The sequence below is a fragment of the Pseudomonas sp. genome (assembly GCF_035554175.1).
In the GTDB taxonomy this organism is placed as follows: domain Bacteria; phylum Pseudomonadota; class Gammaproteobacteria; order Pseudomonadales; family Pseudomonadaceae; genus Aquipseudomonas.
Genome location: NZ_DATMIV010000034.1, coordinates 40683 through 59949, shown reverse-complemented (window position 1 = coordinate 59949; position 19267 = coordinate 40683). Strand labels below are relative to the sequence as shown.

At 60.2% G+C, this 19267-nt stretch carries 20 protein-coding genes; 12 read left to right on the top strand and 8 right to left on the bottom strand.

What is annotated here, in order from left to right:
- Window positions 1-288: 288 nt before the first annotated feature.
- Both dut and coaBC read right to left on the bottom strand, forming a co-directional pair.
- Window positions 289-744 carry a dUTP diphosphatase gene (gene dut / locus VNV36_RS16680; protein WP_325718710.1) on the bottom strand — a complete coding sequence of 152 codons (456 nt, stop codon included), beginning with the start codon at window positions 742-744 and terminating at the stop codon, window positions 289-291.
- Window positions 745-749: 5 nt separating this feature from the next.
- Window positions 750-1958, bottom strand: a complete 1209-nt coding sequence (gene coaBC / locus VNV36_RS16675) for a bifunctional phosphopantothenoylcysteine decarboxylase/phosphopantothenate--cysteine ligase CoaBC (protein WP_325718709.1) — start codon at window positions 1956-1958, stop codon at window positions 750-752.
- A 133-nt stretch (window positions 1959-2091) separates the two neighbouring features.
- Between coaBC and radC the strand changes: the two genes are divergently transcribed.
- Window positions 2092-2766: a RadC family protein gene (gene radC, locus VNV36_RS16670; protein ID WP_042608121.1), complete on the top strand. Its 675-nt coding sequence runs from the start codon at window positions 2092-2094 to the stop codon at window positions 2764-2766.
- Between the two features lie 77 nt (window positions 2767-2843).
- On the opposite strand, the gene VNV36_RS16665 is transcribed toward radC, so the two are convergent.
- Complete coding sequence (locus tag VNV36_RS16665) at window positions 2844-4433, bottom strand: ABC transporter substrate-binding protein (RefSeq protein ID WP_325718708.1); 1590 nt, start codon at window positions 4431-4433, stop codon at window positions 2844-2846.
- Window positions 4434-4879: 446 nt separating this feature from the next.
- Between VNV36_RS16665 and rpmB the strand changes: the two genes are divergently transcribed.
- A complete protein-coding gene (gene rpmB / locus VNV36_RS16660) occupies window positions 4880-5113 on the top strand; it encodes a 50S ribosomal protein L28 (RefSeq protein WP_007920377.1) in 234 nt (77 codons plus the stop codon).
- Between the two features lie 11 nt (window positions 5114-5124).
- Window positions 5125-5280: a 50S ribosomal protein L33 gene (gene rpmG / locus VNV36_RS16655; RefSeq protein ID WP_016772554.1), complete on the top strand. Its 156-nt coding sequence runs from the start codon at window positions 5125-5127 to the stop codon at window positions 5278-5280.
- Window positions 5281-5459: 179 nt separating this feature from the next.
- Here the strand turns inward: rpmG and VNV36_RS16650 are convergent, their stop codons facing one another.
- A complete protein-coding gene (locus VNV36_RS16650; RefSeq protein ID WP_325718707.1) occupies window positions 5460-5822 on the bottom strand; it encodes a cupin domain-containing protein in 363 nt (120 codons plus the stop codon).
- A gap of 227 nt (window positions 5823-6049) precedes the next feature.
- Between VNV36_RS16650 and VNV36_RS16645 the strand changes: the two genes are divergently transcribed.
- Window positions 6050-7543 (top strand): aldehyde dehydrogenase, encoded by a 1494-nt coding sequence (locus tag VNV36_RS16645; RefSeq protein ID WP_325718706.1) that lies wholly within the window; start codon window positions 6050-6052, stop codon window positions 7541-7543.
- A 184-nt stretch (window positions 7544-7727) separates the two neighbouring features.
- Window positions 7728-8870 carry an MFS transporter gene (locus tag VNV36_RS16640; RefSeq protein ID WP_325718705.1) on the top strand — a complete coding sequence of 381 codons (1143 nt, stop codon included), beginning with the start codon at window positions 7728-7730 and terminating at the stop codon, window positions 8868-8870.
- 87 nt (window positions 8871-8957) lie between these two features.
- Here the strand turns inward: VNV36_RS16640 and VNV36_RS16635 are convergent, their stop codons facing one another.
- Together VNV36_RS16635 and VNV36_RS16630 are read right to left on the bottom strand one after the other, a co-directional pair.
- On the bottom strand, window positions 8958-10526 hold the full coding sequence (locus VNV36_RS16635; protein ID WP_325718704.1) for a phospholipase D family protein: 1569 nt from the start codon (window positions 10524-10526) through the stop codon (window positions 8958-8960).
- A 60-nt stretch (window positions 10527-10586) separates the two neighbouring features.
- Window positions 10587-12008: an aminotransferase-like domain-containing protein gene (locus tag VNV36_RS16630; protein WP_325718703.1), complete on the bottom strand. Its 1422-nt coding sequence runs from the start codon at window positions 12006-12008 to the stop codon at window positions 10587-10589.
- A 175-nt stretch (window positions 12009-12183) separates the two neighbouring features.
- On the opposite strand from VNV36_RS16630, the gene VNV36_RS16625 reads away from it, so the two are divergent.
- Window positions 12184-12426 carry a DUF1127 domain-containing protein gene (locus VNV36_RS16625; RefSeq protein WP_325718702.1) on the top strand — a complete coding sequence of 81 codons (243 nt, stop codon included), beginning with the start codon at window positions 12184-12186 and terminating at the stop codon, window positions 12424-12426.
- 143 nt (window positions 12427-12569) lie between these two features.
- Here VNV36_RS16625 and VNV36_RS16620 read toward each other — a convergent pair whose 3' ends face one another.
- Window positions 12570-13880 carry an NAD(P)/FAD-dependent oxidoreductase gene (locus VNV36_RS16620; protein ID WP_325718701.1) on the bottom strand — a complete coding sequence of 437 codons (1311 nt, stop codon included), beginning with the start codon at window positions 13878-13880 and terminating at the stop codon, window positions 12570-12572.
- A 146-nt stretch (window positions 13881-14026) separates the two neighbouring features.
- Between VNV36_RS16620 and VNV36_RS16615 the strand changes: the two genes are divergently transcribed.
- Window positions 14027-14380 (top strand): YkgJ family cysteine cluster protein, encoded by a 354-nt coding sequence (locus VNV36_RS16615; RefSeq protein WP_325718700.1) that lies wholly within the window; start codon window positions 14027-14029, stop codon window positions 14378-14380.
- An 84-nt stretch (window positions 14381-14464) separates the two neighbouring features.
- Here the strand turns inward: VNV36_RS16615 and VNV36_RS16610 are convergent, their stop codons facing one another.
- Window positions 14465-14953 (bottom strand): Lrp/AsnC ligand binding domain-containing protein, encoded by a 489-nt coding sequence (locus tag VNV36_RS16610; protein ID WP_010465173.1) that lies wholly within the window; start codon window positions 14951-14953, stop codon window positions 14465-14467.
- A gap of 154 nt (window positions 14954-15107) precedes the next feature.
- Between VNV36_RS16610 and dadA the strand changes: the two genes are divergently transcribed.
- The 5 genes from dadA (at window position 15108) to VNV36_RS16585 (ending at window position 19136) form a co-directional block, all read left to right on the top strand.
- The gene (dadA, locus tag VNV36_RS16605) at window positions 15108-16412 is read left to right on the top strand and encodes a D-amino acid dehydrogenase (RefSeq protein WP_325718699.1); all 1305 of its coding nucleotides are present in this window, start codon (window positions 15108-15110) and stop codon (window positions 16410-16412) included.
- Window positions 16384-16737, top strand: coding sequence for a RidA family protein (locus tag VNV36_RS16600; protein WP_325718698.1), 354 nt, complete (start codon window positions 16384-16386; stop codon window positions 16735-16737). The genes dadA and VNV36_RS16600 overlap by 29 nt, the downstream gene beginning before the upstream one ends.
- A gap of 93 nt (window positions 16738-16830) precedes the next feature.
- The gene (gene alr, locus VNV36_RS16595) at window positions 16831-17904 is read left to right on the top strand and encodes an alanine racemase (RefSeq protein ID WP_325718733.1); all 1074 of its coding nucleotides are present in this window, start codon (window positions 16831-16833) and stop codon (window positions 17902-17904) included.
- Between the two features lie 88 nt (window positions 17905-17992).
- The gene (gene relB, locus VNV36_RS16590; RefSeq protein ID WP_016772566.1) at window positions 17993-18541 is read left to right on the top strand and encodes a type II toxin-antitoxin system RelB family anti-toxin; all 549 of its coding nucleotides are present in this window, start codon (window positions 17993-17995) and stop codon (window positions 18539-18541) included.
- Window positions 18542-18722: 181 nt separating this feature from the next.
- Entirely contained in the window at window positions 18723-19136 is a 414-nt protein-coding gene (locus VNV36_RS16585; RefSeq protein ID WP_325718732.1) for a c-type cytochrome, read from the top strand.
- Window positions 19137-19267: the final 131 nt, after the last annotated feature.

The window sequence follows — 19267 nt, the reverse complement described above, 5'->3', positions numbered from 1 at the left end:
AAAGGGGGCGGACAGACCGGCGAAATGTTCGACGGCAGGCTCAAACTGAAGGGTATGACGGCGTTTTCCACAGAGAGTTCGTGGTGTGAAAGGGCCATGATGCCGGGGCGGACATGGTTTGTTACTGGCAAAACCTTGATTTTGCGGAGCTAAAGCCTGTGGCACCAATGCACAAAATTTGTGGCGAGGGAGCTTGCTCCCGCTTGGGTGCGCAGCGCCCACAAGATTTTGGGTCTGCTGCGCAGCCCAGCGGGAGCAAACTCCCTCACCACAATGGTTCTTCAACCGTTATTTGCTGCCAGTGTGACCAAAGCCGCCGGTACCGCGCTCGGTCTCGACGAACTCTTCGACCATTTCGAAGTGCGCCTGCACCACCGGCACCAGCACCAGTTGCGCCAGGCGTTCGCCGACGGTCATGGTGAAATCGGTCTGGCCACGGTTCCAGCAGGACACCATCAGCGGGCCTTGATAATCGGAGTCGATCAGGCCGACCAGGTTACCGAGCACGATGCCATGTTTGTGGCCCATGCCCGAGCGTGGCAGGATCAGCGCAGCGAGATTCGGGTCGCCGATGTAGACCGACAGGCCGGTGGGGATCAGCACGGTTTCACCCGGTTTGATCACGATGTCCTGTTCCAGCATGGCTCGCAGGTCAAGGCCGGCGGAGCCCGGGGTGGCGTATTGCGGCAGCGGGAATTCGCTGCCGATGCGTGGGTCGAGAATCTTGGCTTGCAAAGCGTGCATGTAAATTAAACCTGGTTCAGACGTTCGGCGATAAAAGTGACCAGTTGGCGAGCGATCTTGCTCTTGCTGGTCTGGGCGAAAACCGTGGCGTGCAGCTCACGGTCGATGACGCTGCAGGCGTTTTCTTCGCTGTTGAAACCGATGCTTGGATTGGCGACGTCGTTGGCGACGATCAGATCGAGATTCTTGTCTTTCAGCTTGCGTGCAGCGTAGTCGAGCAGGTGTTCGGTCTCGGCGGCGAAGCCGACACTGAACGGACGATCGGGACGGGTCGCGATGGTGGCAAGGATGTCCGGGTTGCGCACCATTTGCAGGACGAAGCCGTCGCCGCTCGTGGGATCTTTCTTGAGTTTGTGCGGGGCGACGACTTCCGGGCGGTAGTCCGCGACCGCTGCCGACGAAATGAACACATCGCAAGGGATTGCCGATTCGCAGGCGGCGAGCATGTCGCGGGCGCTGACCACGTCGATCCGCGTGACGCGATCGGGCGTTGGCAGGTGCACCGGGCCGCTGATCAAGGTGACGCGGGCGCCGGCTTCGACAGCCGCTTCGGCGAGGGCAAAGCCCATTTTTCCGGAGCTGTGGTTGGTGATGTAGCGCACCGGGTCGATGTTTTCCTGAGTCGGGCCGGCAGTGATGACCACGTGCTTGCCGGTCAGGGCCTGGCGCTGGAAGCAGTCGGCGGCAAGCAGCGCCAGATCGGTGGCTTCCATCATGCGACCCATGCCAACGTCGCCGCAGGCCTGGCTGCCCGACGCCGGGCCGAAAGTCTTCAGGCCACGACTCTCGAGCAGTTGCAGGTTGGCCTGGGTCGCAGGATCGCGCCACATCGCCTGATTCATCGCTGGCGCGACGGCAACCACGGCGTCGGTGGCCAGCACCAGCGTAGTCAGCAGGTCGTTGGCAATGCCCTGGGCCAGGCGCGCAATCAGATCGGCGGTGGCCGGTGCGATCAGCACCAGATCGGCCCATTTGGCCAGTTCGATGTGGCCCATGGCGGCTTCGGCGGCGGGGTCGAGCAAGTCGAGGTGAACCGGGTGGCCGGAAAGGGCTTGCATGGTCAGCGGGGTGATGAATTCGGCGCCGCCGTGGGTCATCACCACACGCACTTCGGCGCCCTGGTCGATCAGGCGGCGAACCAGATCGGCGCTCTTGTAGGCCGCAATGCCGCCGCCGACGCCCAGAACGATGCGTTTCCGATACAGCCGCTGCATAGGTCTGCCTTTCATTTCGTTGATGACTGCGGTGCGATGTCCCTCCCCAGGGTTGAATCGACCGCAAAAAAGATGGGCTACGATATCACAGCGACCGCTACGGAACAGCGGCGCCCACAGACAAGGAGGTGCTATGAGTATTCGCGATTGGCCGGCGGCAGAGCGGCCGCGGGAAAGGTTGTTGGAGCATGGGGCAGGAAGTCTTTCGGACGCCGAGCTACTGGCGATTTTTCTGCGCACCGGATTGCCCGGTAAAAGCGCTGTGGACCTTGCCAGACATCTGTTGACGCAATTCGGCGGCCTGCGTTTATTGCTTGAGGCCGATCAGGACGCATTCAGTAAACAAATGGGGCTCGGCCCGGCGAAGTTCGCCCAGTTGCAAGCCGCTCAGGAAATGAGCAAGCGTCATCTGGCCGAACGATCGCGGCAGAAACCGGCGCTGGAAAACCCTCAGGTCGTACGCGATTACCTCAAAGCCATGCTGCGGCATGAGCCGCACGAGGTATTCGGGTGCCTGTTTCTCGACTCAAAGCATCAGGTGCTGAACTTCGAGGCACTGTTTCGCGGCTCGATCGACAACACCAGCGTGCATCCGCGGGAAGTGGTGAAGCGCGCCCTGGCCAATAACGCGGCGGCGGTGATCCTGTGTCACAACCATCCGTCCGGTAACACCGATCCGAGTCAGGCAGATCGTCTGCTGACCAAACGGTTGCAGAAAACCCTGGAACTGATTGACGTACGGGTGCTCGATCACTTCATCGTCGGTGACGGCGAACCGCTGTCGATGGCGGAGTGTGGCTGGATGTAAAAAAGCAGCGGCAAGCCTCTAGCTGCAAGCGGCAAGCTGGAGCCGTGAGCGGAGTGCTCTAGCTTGCCGCTTGCCGCTTAGGGCTTGAGGCTGATTTTGGAGTAGTCCTGACGGCCGAACGGGCTCACCGAGTAACCCTGAACATCCTTGCGCGTCAGTGCGTAAGCCGTCGGATGCGCCAGCGGTAGCCACAGCGCCTGCTGCTGAATCTGCGTCTGGGCCTGTTCGTACAGTTTGGTGCGCACGCCTTGTTCGTTGGTGGTCTTGCCGGCGCTGATGAGCTTGTCCAGATCGGCGTTGCAGTACCGCGCAAAGTTAGTGCCGGACTTCACCGCCGCGCAGGAAAACTGCGGGGTGAGGAAGTTGTCCGGGTCGCCATTGTCGCCGGCCCAGCCCATGAACAGCAGGTCATGTTCGCCGGCCTTGGCACGGCGAATCAGCTCGCCCCACTCGATCACGCGGATTTCCGCCTGAATGCCGATTTCGGCCAGGTCCGATTGCAGCATCTGCGCGCCGAGGCTGGGGTTCGGGTTGAGCAGGCTGCCCGACGGCCGCGTCCAGATGGTGGTCTGGAATCCATCTTTCAATCCGGCCTTGGCCAGCAGCGCCCTGGCTTTCGCCACATCGTGCGGGTAGCCCGGCAGGTTCTTCGCGTAGCTCCAGGTGTTCGGCGGGTAAGGGCCGTTGGCCGCTTCGGCAGTGTCTTCGAACACCGCTTTGATGTAGCTCGCCTTGTCGAAGGCAAGGTTGATCGCCTGGCGCACTTCCGGCTTGTCCAGTGGCGGGTGCTGACTGTTGATGCCAACGAAAGCGGTCATGAACGCGTCAGTCTTTTCGACTTTCAACGTCGGCTCCTTCAGCGCGGCCTGTACGTCCAAAGGTTTTGGCGACAGGGCGATCTGGCATTCATTGCGCCGCAGTTTTTGCAGGCGCACGTTGGCGTCCGGGGTGATGGCGAAGATCAACGGGTCGACGGCAGGCTTGCCACGGAAGTAATCGGGGTTGGCCTTGTAGCGGATCGCTGCGTCTTTCTGGAAGCGGTTGAACAGAAACGGGCCGGTGCCGATCGGCTGACTGTTGAGTTTGTCAGTCGCGCCGGCCTTCATCAGTTTGTCGGCGTATTCGGCGGAATAGATCGAAGCGAAACCCATGCTCAGGGTCGCAAGGAAGGTCGAATCCGGGTGATCGAGAGTGAAGCGTACGGTCAGCGGGTCGAGGGCGTCGATCTTCTTGATCAGGCTGGGCAGTTGCATCGACTGGGCATGGGGAAAGCCGCTCTGGGCGACTTTGTGCCATGGGTTGGCCGGGTCGAGCATGCGGTCGAAGCTGAACTTGACATCTTCAGCGCTGAGCTCGCGGCTCGGCTTGAAGTAATCGGTTGTGTGAAACTTCACCTGCGGGTGTAGCTTGAACACATACGTCAGGCCGTCGGTACTGACTTCCCAACTGTCGGCCAGGCTCGGGATGACCTTGCCACTGGCGGTGTCGAAATCCACCAAGCGGTTCATCAGCACATCTGCCGAGGCGTTGGTGGTGGTCAGCGAGTTGTATTGCACTACGTCGAAGCCTTCAGGGCTGGCCTCGGTGCAGACGCTCAGCGCGGCGGCGTGGGCCAGGGGGCTAAGCAGCAGCGGGGCAAGCAACAGGGGTAGGGCAGCGAGGCGCATGGTCGGTTTCCTTTACAGATCGAAGGCCCATCTGCAAGTGCAGTCTGGAAAAGTCCTACCCTAGAGCTCTGAATTGCAAATGACTATCCCCTTTTTGCATTTTCAGGCGCAGTCTTGTGCGGGTTTTGTCATGTCCAGCGAGTCGAAAGATCTGAGTGGCCTGTAGGGCGAGATTTCTGCGACGAGCGGTCAACACTCGTCGCAGCCTTTGTTCAAAGCGCCTGCGGCAGAAAAAATCGCCCTTTTACCGATTGATTGCACACCGATTGTTGTTGCAACCCGGTCTTTCTGGTATAAAGCAGCGCTCTTTTCTAGGGGCCCGGTTCCTTCACTGTAGGTGTAGCCGGTAAGACCTCTAAAGAAACGCGGCGCCTGGCGCCAAATGACTGAGAGATTAAGCGGCCAACCCATGCCGGGTTGGGCATGTGGTTTTAGAGGGCTGAGGCATGTCGAGAGTATGTCAAGTTACCGGTAAGGGTCCGGTGACTGGGAATAACATTTCCCACGCAAACAACAAAACCCGTCGTCGTTTCCTGCCGAACCTGCAGCATCACCGCTTCTGGGTTGAAGAAGAGAAACGTTTTGTGCGTCTGCGCGTATCTGCCAAAGGCATGCGTATCATCGACAAGCGTGGCATCACTGTCGTGCTCGCCGAACTTCGCCGCGATGGCAAGATTTAAGGGAGCTAATCATGCGTGAATTGATTCGTTTGATCTCGAGCGCCGGTACTGGTCACTTCTACACTACCGACAAGAACAAGCGTACTACCCCGGACAAAATCGAGATCAAGAAATATGATCCGGTTGTTCGCAAGCACGTGATGTACAAGGAAGGCAAAATCAAGTAATTGATTTTTCCCGACTTACAAAAAAGGCCCGTATCGTGAGATGCGGGCCTTTTTTGTTGCCTTGGATTTCGCGCCGCCGGTTCTGGCCCCTTCGCGAGCAGGCTCGCTCCCACAATTGAATACGGTCGAATGTGGGAGCGAGCCTGCTCGCGAAGAGGTCGGTAAAGTCAGCGAAAGGCTCAAGCCTTCTGTTCAAAAATCACATAAACCTTGCGGCAGGCTTCAAGCACTTCCCAGGTCCCGCGAAACCCCGCCGGAATGACAAAGCGATCACCTGCACGCAAGGTCTTGGCATTGCCATCGCTGTCACGCAGCACCGAAACCCCCTGCAGAATTTCGCAATACTCGTGCTCGGTGTAATTCACCGTCCACTGCCCCACCGCGCCTTCCCACACGCCGACGCCCATTTGCCCGCAAGGGCTGTCGTATTGATGAAACACCGCCTGCTCAGGGTCGCCTTTGAGCACCTTGGCCGCGTCCGGGCGATAGCGCTCGGCTTCACTGCTGGCCAGGCTGATGTCGACAACTTTATCGATGTTCATTGTTGTTTTCTCCGCTAATGACGGCGCGTGGACTGGAATGGACCAAAGTCTATGTTTATTAAAATGAACACCGCAAGGCCGTATGGCTGGCTTGTGTCAAATATATTGAAACAACCCCGGCCGCTGGTTTAGGGTGGCGGGTGCCTTGGGCCGAAAAAGCAGGCTGGCCGGGCAGTATTCTTGAAGAGCGCCTCAGCGCTTGTATTCAATAAGAGGAGGACACCCGAATGACCACCCTGACTCGTGCCGACTGGGAACAACGCGCCCGCGATCTGAAAATCGAAGGCCGCGCCTTCCTTAATGGTGAATACACCGACGCCGTCTCCGGCGAAACCTTTGAGTGCATCAGCCCGGTCGATGGCCGTTTGCTCGGCAAGATCGCCAGCTGCGACGCCGCCGACGCTGACCGCGCCGTGGAAAACGCTCGCGCTACCTTCAATTCCGGCGTCTGGTCGCGCCTGGCGCCGACCAAACGCAAAGCCACCATGATCCGTTTCGCCAGCCTGCTGAAACAGCATGCCGAAGAACTGGCGCTGCTCGAAACCCTCGACATGGGCAAGCCGATCAGCGATTCGCTGTACATCGACGTGCCGGGCGCGGCGCAGGCGCTGAGCTGGAGCGGCGAAGCGATCGACAAGATCTACGACGAAGTCGCCGCCACCCCGCACGATCAACTGGGTCTGGTGACGCGCGAGCCGGTGGGCGTGGTCGGTGCCATCGTGCCGTGGAACTTCCCGTTGATGATGGCCTGCTGGAAACTCGGCCCCGCGCTGTCGACCGGTAACTCGGTGATTCTCAAACCGTCGGAAAAATCGCCGCTGACCGCCATCCGCATCGCTGCGCTGGCCGTTGAAGCCGGCATTCCGAAAGGCGTGCTCAATGTCCTGCCGGGTTATGGCCACACTGTCGGCAAGGCGCTGGGTTTGCACAATGATGTCGATACGCTGGTGTTCACCGGCTCCACGAAGATTGCCAAGCAACTGATGGTCTACGCCGGCGAATCGAACATGAAACGCGTCTGGCTGGAAGCCGGTGGCAAGAGCCCGAACATCGTCTTCGCCGATGCTCCGGATCTGCAAGCCGCCGCCGAATCCGCTGCCAGCGCCATCGCCTTCAACCAGGGCGAGGTCTGCACCGCCGGCTCGCGTCTGCTGGTCGAGCGTTCGATCAAGGACAAATTCCTGCCGATGGTGATTGAAGCGCTGAAAGCCTGGAAGCCGGGCAATCCGCTGGACCCGGCGACCAACGTCGGCGCGCTGGTCGACACCCAGCAAATGAACACTGTGCTGTCCTACATCGAGTCCGGTCACAGCGATGGCGCCAAACTGGTAGCCGGCGGCAAGCGCATCCTTCAGGAAACGGGTGGTACTTACGTTGAGCCAACGATTTTCGACGGCGTGAGCAACGCAATGAAGATCGCCCAGGAAGAGATTTTCGGACCGGTGCTGTCGGTCATCGCTTTCGACACGGCCGAAGAAGCCATTCAGATTGCCAACGACACGCCTTACGGCCTGGCTGCAGCGGTGTGGACCCAGGACATTTCCAAGGCGCACCTGACCGCCAAGGCTTTGCGCGCCGGTAGCGTCTGGGTCAACCAATATGACGGCGGCGACATGACTGCCCCGTTCGGAGGCTTCAAACAGTCGGGCAACGGTCGTGACAAGTCGCTGCATGCCTTCGACAAATACACCGAGCTGAAGGCAACGTGGATCAAGCTGTAAACCGCTAAAGGGAGCCCGCTCACTCCGGGCTTCCTGACCAGACAGAGATCCCCTGTGGGAGCGAGCCTGCTCGCGAAAGCGGTGTATCAGTCGGCCCCTGTGCCGAGTGTGGAACCCTATTCGCGAGCAGGCTCGCTCCCACATTGGTTTGTGTGAACAACAAATATCCACAGGAGCGTGGAGCATGCGGTGGGCGACGTATTTCGCCGTGTTGGCGTCTGTCTTGAGTGTCGGTCTGGCCCTGGGGGTCAGCATGCCGCTGGTGTCGTTGCGTCTGGAAGGCTGGGGTTACGGCTCGTTCGCCATCGGTGTGATGGCGGCGATGCCGGCGATCGGTGTGCTGCTCGGAGCAAAGATTTCCAGTCATCTCGCCGCGTATTTCGGCACGGCGAATCTGATGCGCCTGTGCCTGTGGGCCGGGGCACTGTCGATCGGCTTGCTGGCGCTGTTGCCGAGTTACCCGATCTGGCTGCTGCTGCGGCTGATGATCGGCGTGATCCTGACCATCGTGTTCATTCTCGGCGAGAGCTGGATCAATCAACTGGTGGTCGAGCAGTGGCGCGGTCGTCTGGTGGCGCTGTATGGCAGCAGCTATGCTTTGAGCCAGCTGTCTGGCCCGTTGCTGCTGGGGGCGCTCGGCACCGAGCATGATTATGGTTTCTGGGTCGGGGTCGGCCTGCTGACTGTGTCGCCCTTGCTGCTTTTGGGTCGCAGTGGCGCGCCGAGCAGTGAAGCCAACAGCGTGACCTTTGGCGATTTGTGGGGCTTTGCCCGCGAGCTGCCGGCGATAGCCTGGGCGGTATCGTTATTCGCCGCGTTCGAAGCGATGATCCTGACCTTGTTGCCGGTGTACTGCCTGCAACAGGGCTTTACCGCCGAAATCGCGCTGGCCATGGTCAGCACCGTGGTGGTCGGCGATGCGCTGCTGCAACTGCCGATTGGCGCCCTGGCCGATTACCTGTCGCGGCGTACGCTGTTTGCCGGTTGCGCGGTGGTATTGATGCTGTCGAGTCTGGCAATTCCGGTGTTGCTCGATACGTTGCTGATCTGGCCGTTGTGGGTGCTGTTCGGCGCCAGTGCCGGCGGCTTGTTTACCCTGTCATTGATCCTGATCGGTGAGCGCTATCGTGACGATGCGCTGGTGCGCGCCAATGCGCATATAGCGCAGCTGTGGGGCGTTGGTTGTCTGGTGGGGCCATTGGCGGCGGGCGCGGGCAGCCAGTGGATCAACGGACACGCGTTGCCGCTGTTGATGGCGGCGGGGGCTTTCGGCTTGGTTCTTTTGTTGTTGCGCCAGGGAGCCTTTGGCACTGCACAGACGGCTTAAAATCGAAAGATCGCAGCCTTCGGCAGCTCCTACCGTTGAAATGCGTTCCCCTGTAGGAGCTGCCGAAGGCTGCGATCTTGTGCTTTTTTACAGCATCCGTTCCAGGCCCACGCTGGTGCTGAACCATGAGTTGAAGCGTCGCCACCAGCTCCCCGGTTCCCTGGTCAGGGTGTGCATCTGGCCGTTGTCCTCAGTGACCCAGACGACCTGTCCATGCTCAAGTTTCGCCTGATAGCTCAGGGTTGGCGCCATGCCTTGCAGCGCCAGGGCGCGCACGTGCTCGGCCAGTTCCGGGCTGTCGACGAGGACGCCGACTTCGGTGTTCCACAGCACCGAGCGCGGATCGAAATTGAACGAGCCGATAAACGATTTGCGTCGATCGAAGATCATCGCCTTGCTGTGCAGGCTGGAATCCGAGCCGCGATACGAGCGACTGTAGAACACCTGGGGGCCACTGCCGTAGTTATCCCCGGGCTGGCGCCGCAGTTCATAAAGCTTCACTCCGTGCTGTAACAGGGCCTTGCGATAGGGCGCATAACCGCCATGCACCGCAGGCACGTCGGTGGCCTCCAGCGAATTGGTCAGCAGGCTCACGGCAACCCCGGCGTCGGCCCGCCCGGTCAGATAGACCAGCCCCGGCTGCCCCGGCACGAAGTACGCGGAAATCATGATCAGCTCTTTGCTCACCCCGGTCAGCTCCGGCGCCAATTGCGTGGTCAGCAGCAGGTGCGGGTCGGGCTCGCCGTCGGACAACACCTTGCTCGGAGCATCCCACAAGGCCTGATTCCAGGCCCAGATCAGCTCTTTGCGCCAGATGTCCATGCGCGGATCGGTGGTGAATTTCATCAACTGTTGATACAGCGCGTGGTTCTGCTTGCGGGTTTCTTCCAGCGATTCTTCCAGGCGCGTGCGCGTGTTTTGCAGGTCGGCGGCGGTCGGTTGGCTGGAAAGGAATTCGTCGATCGGCTTGCTCAGCGCGCTGTTCCAGTATTGGTCGAAACTGTGCCCGAGCTGCTCGGCGACCGGGCCGATACTGAGCATGTCGATGTCGGTGAAATTCAGATTGGGCTCGGCGTCGAAATACTCATCGCCCAGATTGCGCCCGCCGACGATGGCCGCACTGTTGTCCGCCAGCCACAACTTGTTGTGCATGCGCCGGTGCTGCACGGACAGATTGAACAGTCGTCCTGCCGCGCGCGTGACACCGGTGCTGCGCCCCAGATGCAACGGATTGAACAAGCGGATCTGAATCTGCGGATGCGCCGCCAGCGTGGCGATGATCTGATCGAGGCCGTCGCTGGTGGTGTCGTCGAGCAGGATGCGTACGCGCACGCCACGGTCGGCAGCCTTGAGCACTTCCTCCACCAGCATCCGTGTGCTGATGCCGTCGTGGACGATGTAATACTGCAAGTCGAGGCTGACCTGGGCATGGCGAATCAGCTCGGCCCGGGCGGTGAACGCCTCGCCACTGTCGGAGAGCAGGCGAAAGCCCGATTGCCCCTTGTAGGGAGCGGCCTGAGCCTGGATCGAGCGGCCGAAGCTGGAGTTGGACGCCGGTAAGGCCTGGCTCGGTTCGCGCGGCACATCAAGGCTGGCGCAGCCGTTCAGGAACGAGGCAAGTAACAGCAAAGCGAGTAGGGGCTGTCTGAAGCTCACGTAGGATCGTTCCGGTTGGCGGCTAAGGTCGGCATTTGGACGCCGGGCTCACTAAAAAAGTCAGTCGGTCTCAGCGAGTAATCTGATTGCCGCGGCGCCGACCTTGCGCACCGCGTCTTCGATCTGCGCTGTTGGTTTGGCAGCGTAGTTCATCCGCAGACAATTGCGGTATTTGCCCGAGGCGGAAAAAATGCTGCCCACGGCAATCTGTACGCCTTGATCGTGCAACGCGCGATTGAGTTTCAGCGTGTCGAAGCCTTCCGGCAGTTCCACCCAGAGCATGAAACTGCCCTGTGGGCGACTGGCACGGGTGCCGGCCGGAAAGTAGCGGGTCACCCAGTCGATCATCGCGTCGCGATTGCGCTGGTACTGCATGCGCATGCGCCGCAGGTGCGGCTCGAAATGACCGGCCTTGATGAATTCGGCAATCGCGATCTGCGGTTGCGGCGCGGTGGATCCGGTGCTGATGTATTTCATGTGCAGCACTCGCTCCAGATACCGTCCCGGCGCTACCCAGCCGACACGCAGCCCCGGCGCCAGGGTCTTGGAGAACGAACTGCACAACAACACGCGGCCATCCTCGTCGAAGGATTTGATCGTGCGCGGGCGCGGGTAGGTGTAGGCCAGTTCGCCATACACATCGTCTTCGATGATCGCCACGTCAAAGCGCTGGGCGAGGGTCAACAATGCCCGTTTGCGCGATTCGGGCATGACGTAACCGAGCGGGTTGTTGCAGTTGGGTGTTAGCTGAATGACCTTGATCGGCCATTGTTCCAGTGCCAGTTCGAGCGCATCGAGGCTGATGCCGGTCAGCGGGTCGGTAGGGATTTCCAGGGCCTTCATGCCCAGCCCTTTGAGCGTTTGCATGGCGCCATGGAAACTCGGCGAATCCACCGCGACGATGTCACCCGGTTCGCAAATTGCGCGAATGCTGGTGGATAACGCCTCGTGGCAACCGGTGGTGATCACCAGTTCGCTGGCGCTCAGTTGGCAACCGGAATCGAGCATCAGGCGAGCGATCTGTTCGCGCAGTTCGAGGTTGCCGTGGATGTTGTCGTAATACAGACCGGGCATGTCCTGCCGGCGGCTGATCCGCGCCAGTCCGCGCAGCAGCGGTTTCATGGTCGGCGAGCCGACGTCGGGCATGCCCCGGCCCAACTGGACGACGTCCTTGCGCGGCACCGCGCGAATCAACTCGAGCACCTGATCCCACTGCGAAATTTCCACCGGTCGCTGCGCCGGGCGGCCGATTACGGGCAATTCCGGCAGCTCGCGACTGACCGGCACAAAGTAGCCGGATTTGGGTTTCGGCGTTGCCAGGCCGCTGTCTTCGAGCATGCGATAGGCCTGCTGCACCGTGCTCAGACTGACCCCGTGCTCAACGCTCAAGGCCCGCACCGACGGCAAGCGATCGCCTGGCCGATAGAAGCCTTGCTCGATTCGGGTGCCGAGCAGTTCGGCGAGGTTTACATACAGAGTCATGATTGCCTCGGTGCAGGTTGATTGAAACCAGTACAGATGCGGCATAAATCCATCATTCAGTCTTCGAATCAGCGAATCTGTATGGAGTTAATACAGGTTCTTTGAGTCTGTAATGGTTTCACACGCTCGCGCATCATGGAATCTCTGGCTACCCAAGTAAACAGGAGCAACGAAAATGAACGGCTTGAGCGATGTGCGGCTAACGTTACACAGTCAGGAACTGGCGGCAGGGCAGAAGGACAACGCGCGCAATCTCATGCGTAACGCGCCGTCCGGCCTGAGTCGCTGGGGCCTGTTCTGGCATCGTCTGCACACGCGCAAGGCATTGCTGGGTTTGACGCCGGAGCAGCTCAGGGATGTCGGGCTGACGAGCGAGCAGGCGCGGGAGGAGGGGTTGAAGCCCTTCTGGCGGATCTGAGATCCGTATCGTTTTCTCGATCCATTCGCGAGCAGGCTCGCTCCCACATTGATCTTCGGTAAATACAGATTTTCCGTGCGCCGCAGATTTCCTGTGGGAGCGAGCCTGCTCGCGAAGGCGGTCTCAGAACCGTTGCAAAACCGTCAGACCAACTCTTTAAGCCGATGCCACAACATCCCCAACGCCAACAACGGCGAGCGCAAATGCCTGCCACCCGGAAAGGTGATGTGCGGCACCTTGGCAAACAGATCAAAGCCACCGCCTTGCTGCCCGCTGATCGCCTCGGCCAGCAGCTTGCCGGCCAGGTGGGTGGCATTCACCCCGTGCCCGGAATAAGCCTGGGCGTAATACACGTTCGGCTGCTCGGCGAGCCGTCCGATCTGCGGCAGGCGGTTGGCGCCGATGCCGATCATTCCGCCCCACTGATAATCGATCTTGACCCCGGCCAGTTGCGGGAACACTTCGAGCATTTTTGGCTGCATATAGGCGCCTATGTCTTTCGGATCGCGTCCTGAGTAATGGCAGGCACCGCCAAACAGCAAACGTCGATCTGCCGAGAGCCGGTAGTAATCCAGCGCCACTCGCTGGTCGCAGACCGCCATGTTCTGCGGCAACAGATTGTGGGCCTGCTCTTCGCTCAGTGGCTCGGTGGCGATGATGTAACTGCCGGCGGGCAAGACCTTGCCGCTCAGTTGCGGATTCAAGTCATTGAGATAGGCATTGCAGCCCAGCACCAGGGTTTGTGCCCGCACCGATCCCTGCGCCGTGTGCACTCGCACTTCGCGACCGTAATCGATGCGTGTCACCGCCGATCGCTCGAACAATCGCACGCCCAGTTGCTGTGCCGCTGCCGCTTCGCCGAGGGCCAGATTCAGCGGGTGCAGATGCCCGGAGCCCATGTCGATCAAGCCGCCGACATAGCGCTTTGAACCTACTACGGTGTGCATTTCATTGGCTTGCAGCAATCGTGTTTCGTAGCGATAACCGAGGCTGCGCAACTCTTCGGCGTCTTCGGCAAAACCGTCGAGATCAGACGGTTTGTTGGCGAGGTCGCAGTAGCCCCAGGTCAGGTCGCAGGCAATTGCGAAACGCTCGACGCGCTGGCGGACAATTTCCACCGCTTCCAGGCCCATGAGTTTCATCGCGCGCACGCCGTCGGCACCGATGACATCGGCGAACTGATCGAGGCCGTGGCCTACGCCGCGAATCAACTGGCCGCCGTTGCGCCCGCTGGCACCCCAACCGATTTTGTGCGCTTCCAGCAACACCACGCGCAAGCCGCGCTCGGCCAGCTCCAGCGCCGTGTTCAGCCCGGAAAACCCGCCACCGACCACGCAGACATCAGCCACCACCTCGCCTTGCAGCGCTGGATGGTCGGGTTGCGGCAGGCTGCTGGCGGCGTAATACGAGGCAACGTGAGGTTGGCTCGCGGTGGTCTGGGCGCGGGCGGTCATGGGCGTCATCCAACGGCTGGGTGTCGAGAAAATTTGACGGAGCATAAGCTGCACGGCTGAAGGCGGGCAACATCGGTTGGTGTGCGGTGTCTGGATGAGGGCTTTTGCGGCACAATCGTTGTCCCGCCACTTTGGTCACTATTTCGATGAGCTGCAACAGCCAGAAAATCCGAACCCTGCGTCAGCAGATTCCCACGTTCGAATGCGTGCCGGGCTGCCACGACTGCTGTGGGCCGGTGACCACCTCGCCCGAGGAAATGGCCCGTCTGCCGCGCAAGACCCGCGCCGAGCAGGATGCGGCGCTGGAAGAACTCAACTGTGTGCACCTGGGGCCGAATGGCTGCACGGTGTATGAAGAGCGGCCGCTGATCTGCCGGTTGTTCGGCACGACCAACACCTTGCCGTGCCCGAACGAGCGGCGGCCGGTTGAGTTGATTCATCCGCAGGTGGAAAAGCGGATTTTCGAGTACATGGCGGCGAATCGGCAGGTGTTGGTTTAAAAGATCGCAGCCTTCGGCAGCTCCTACAGAACCGCAGTCCAATGTAGGAGCTGCCGAAGGCTGCGATCTTTTGATCTTCAAATGTCAATCCGGAATAGGCAGACAAAGGCTCTCTTTAACCTCTTCCATAACGATGTAACTCTTCGACTCGCGCACATGCGGCAGCTTCAACAGAATGTCGCCAAGCAATTTGCGGTACGAGGCCATCTCGGAAATCCGCGCCTTCACCAGATAGTCGAAATCTCCTGAGACCAAATGGCACTCCAGCACATGCGGCAGTTTCAGCACAGCGCGGCGGAATTCTTCGAAAGTATCGCCGGACTTGTAGTCGAGACTGATCTCGACGAACACCAGCAGGCTGCCCTTGAGATGCTGCGGGTTGAGCCGGGCGTTGTAGCCCATGATGATCCCTTCGCGCTCCAGCCGCCGTACGCGCTCGGTGCACGGCGTGGTGGAGAGGCCGACTTTTTCCCCCAGTTCTGTGAAGGAAATCCGCCCGTCCGCCTGCAGGATCCGCAGGATGTTGCGGTCGATCTTGTCCAGCTCACGTTTGGTCTGAGTGTTGGTACGCATAGGGGATGCGCCTCCGTGAAAAGGGTTTTCGCCGAGAATTGTCGCCAAATATAGGCGCTTATATAGTGAAAAGCACTGGCATTTCTTTTTTACACTGCACTCATCATTGCTCTAACAACACTGCTCGGCGAAAAGCCGCGATGAGGGATTGAAAATGCGCGTCATGGTCTTGGGTAGCGGCGTTATCGGTACCGCCAGTGCTTACTATCTGGCGCGTGCCGGGTTTGAAGTGGTGGTGGTCGACCGGCAGCCTGCTGCGGCCATGGAAACCAGTTTCGCCAACGCCGGCCAGGTCTCGCCGGGTTATGCCTCGCCGTGGGCTGCGCCGGGCGTGCCGCTCAAAGCCATCAAATGGTTGCTGCAACGCCACGCGCCGCTGGCGATCAAGGCCACCGCCGACATCGATCAATACCTGTGGATGGCGCAAATGCTGCGCAACTGCACCGCCAGTCGTTACGCGGTGAACAAGGAGCGCATGGTGCGTCTGTCCGAGTACAGCCGCGACTGCCTCGATGAATTGCGCGCCGAAACTGGCATTGCCTACGAAGGCCGCAGCCTCGGTACTACTCAGTTGTTTCGCACCCAGGCACAACTGGATAACGCCGCCAAAGACATTGCTGTGCTGGAAGAATCCGGCGTGCCGTTTGAAGTCCTCGACCGCGCCGGCATTGCCCGCGTCGAACCGGCGCTGGCAGGCGTCACCGACATTCTCGCCGGTGCGCTGCGTCTGCCGAATGACCAGACCGGCGACTGCCAGATCTTCACCACTCGCCTCGCCGAAATGGCACGCAAGCTGGGCGTGGAGTTCCGTTTCGGTCAGGACATCCAGAAGCTCGACTACGCCGGTGATCGCATCAACGGTGTGTGGATCGACGGCAAGCTGGAAACCGCCGACCGCTACGTGCTGGCGCTCGGCAGCTACTCGCCGCAACTGCTCAAGCCGCTGGGCATCAAGGCTCCGGTGTATCCGCTCAAGGGCTATTCGCTGACGGTGCCGATCACCAATCCGGATATGGCGCCGACTTCGACCATTCTCGACGAGACCTACAAAGTCGCGATTACCCGATTCGACAACCGTATTCGGGTTGGCGGCATGGCCGAAATCGCCGGTTTTGACCTGTCGCTGAACCCGCGACGGCGTGAAACCCTGGAGATGATCGTCAACGACCTTTATCCTCAGGGCGGCAATCTGGCCGAGGCGAGTTTCTGGACCGGTCTGCGTCCGACCACACCGGACGGCACGCCGATCGTTGGTGCCACACCGTTCAGGAATCTGTTCCTCAACACCGGTCACGGTACGCTCGGCTGGACCATGGCGTGCGGTTCCGGCCGTCTTCTGGCCGACCTGATGGCAAAGAAAAAGCCGCAGATCAGCGCCGAAGGCCTCGATATTTCCCGTTACGGCAACAAGACCCAGGAGTCCGCTAAACATGTCAATCCAGCGCCAGCTCACCAATGAGCGCATGAGTCAGATCGTCAGCCACAACGGCACCGTTTATCTGGCCGGGCAAGTCGGTGATGATTTTAATGCCGGAATTGAACAGCAGACCCGTGACGTCCTCGCCAATATCGAGCGCTTGCTCGATCTGGCCGGGACCGACAAGCAGCACTTGTTGTCGGCGACGATCTACCTGAACGACATCGACGCTCACTTCGCTGGCATGAACGCAGTGTGGGACCAGTGGCTGCCAAAAGGCGCCGCACCGGCCCGAGCCACCGTGGAAGCGAAGATGGCCAAGCCAAGCATTCTGGTGGAGATCTCCATCGTCGCTGCATTGCCTTAACGATTCAAAGATCCCTCTCCCGGCGCTGTTGGCGGTTCACGCCGTCAGCCGGCGCCGGTTTTTCTTCCCATGACCGCCCAGAAGTCTGCCGCCATGCGTCCTGCCCGTGCCCTGATCGACCTTCAAGCCCTGCGCCACAATTACCGAATCGCCCGCGAACTCACTGGCGCCAAGGCGCTCGCAGTGATCAAGGCAGACGCCTACGGCCATGGCGCGGTGCGTTGCGCTAAGGCGCTCGAAGCCGAGGCGGACGGTTTTGCCGTGGCCTGCATCGAAGAGGCACTGGAGCTGCGCGCTGCCGGCGTTCGCGCGCCTGTACTGCTGCTGGAAGGCTTCTTCGAAGCCGACGAGCTGGCGTTGATCGTCGAGCATGATTTCTGGTGTGTGGTGCATTCGCTGTGGCAGCTGGAAGCGATCGAACAGGCCACCCTGAACAAACCGCTCACGGTGTGGCTCAAGCTCGATTCCGGCATGCACCGTGTCGGCCTGCACCCGAAAGATTACCCATCGGCGTATCAGCGTCTGCTGGCCAGCGGCAAAGTGGCGAAGATCATTCTGATGAGCCACTTCGCCCGCGCCGATGAGTTGCACGCGCAAAGCAGCACCGAACAGGTGGCGGTGTTTGAGGCGGCGCGGCAGGGACTGGCAGCGGAAGTCAGCCTGCGCAATTCCCCCGCCGTGCTTGGTTGGCCCGAGATCAAGAGCGATTGGGTGCGCCCGGGCATCATGCTCTACGGCGCGACGCCGTTCGAAGAAGCCAACGCTTTCGCCGACCGCCTGCAACCGGTGATGACCCTCGAGTCGAAAGTCATCAGCGTGCGCGAGTTGCCGGCTGGCGAGCCGATCGGCTATGGCGCCAGATTCATCACCGACAAACCCATGCGTATCGGCGTGGTTGCCATGGGTTACGCCGACGGCTACCCGCGTCAGGCGCCGACCGGCACGCCGGTGCTGGTGGCCGGCAAACGCAGCCGCCTGTTGGGGCGCGTCTCGATGGACATGCTCTGCATCGACCTGACCGATGTACCGGAAGCCGGCCTCGGTTCCGAGGTCGAGTTGTGGGGCAAGCACATCCTCGCCAGCGACGTAGCGAAGTGGGCCGATACCATTCCCTACCAGATCTTCTGCAACCTGCGCCGGGTGCCAAGGCTCTATTCCGAGGGCTGACGCCGCTGCGGGGGCCAAGTGTTGTAAATACTGAACGCTGTCGCCATGATAACGCTCAATATTCTTACAACATCAGGAGGCTCCCGCCTTGGACGTCGGTGAACGACTGCAATCGATCCGCAAGCTCAAAGGGCTTTCCCAGCGTGAACTCGCCAAACGCGCGGGCGTCACCAACAGCACCATTTCGATGATCGAAAAGAACAGCGTCAGCCCTTCGATCAGTTCGCTGAGAAAGGTGCTCGGCGGGATCCCCATGTCCATGGTCGAGTTCTTTTCCGAAGAGATCCTGCAGGACCAGCCGACCCAGATCGTCTACAAGGCCAACGAGCTGATCGACATTTCCGACGGCGCCGTGACCATGAAGCTGGTCGGTCGCGCGCACCCCAGCCGAGCCATCGCCTTCCTCAACGAAATCTACCCGCCGGGCGCCGATACCGGCGAAGAAATGCTCACCCATGAAGGCGAAGAAACCGGGATTCTGGTCGAAGGTCGCCTGGAACTGGTGGTAGGTCTGGAAACTTTTATCCTCGAGGCCGGCGACAGCTACTATTTTGAAAGTACCAAGCCGCATCGTTTCCGTAATCCGTTCGACGTTCCGGCGCGACTGATCAGCGCAGCCACGCCGGCGAATTTCTGAGCAAGAGGCGCCAGGCCATTACAGCAAAGGCTCCAGGACGGTTTTTCCGAAACGCAACAAGACCCCTCTAACCATGGGGTTGTTTCAGTACAGCGGCCTACCCGCTATACTTGCGCCCGCCTGCGAACCGTGGCCGCAGGCGTGAATAGCCACCATTGAGGGTGAACGCGTGAATCTAATTATGAAAATGCTGGCTGCACCAGCAACCGTACTGGCCCTCTGGGCTGTCAGCGCTCAAGCTGCGACGAATGACGACATTGCCAAACGCCTCGAGCCCGTCGGCCAGGTGTGTGTTCAAGGGCAGGAATGCAAGGGCATGGAAGTGGCAGCAACCGCGGGCGGCGGCGGTGGTGCGAAGGCCCCTAAAGACGTGATCGCCAAGCACTGCAACGCTTGCCACAGCACGGGCCTGCTCGGCGCGCCGAAGATCGGCGACAAGGCAGCATGGAAAGAGCGAGCCGATCACCAGGGTGGTCTGGATGGCATCCTCGCCAAGGCCATCACCGGCATCAACTCCATGCCGCCAAAAGGCACCTGTGCCGATTGCTCCGATGAAGAGCTCAAGGGTGCGATCAAAGAGATGTCCGGTCTGTAATCAGCGGCTTCTTGAAAAAACCGTCTTCGGACGGTTTTTTTGTGCCTGTGGTTTCTGGTATCCCGATTCATTCAGGACCTGGTCCTTCCAAACCAAACGCTGTCCTTTGCAGCAAACTCAAGGCAATCTCG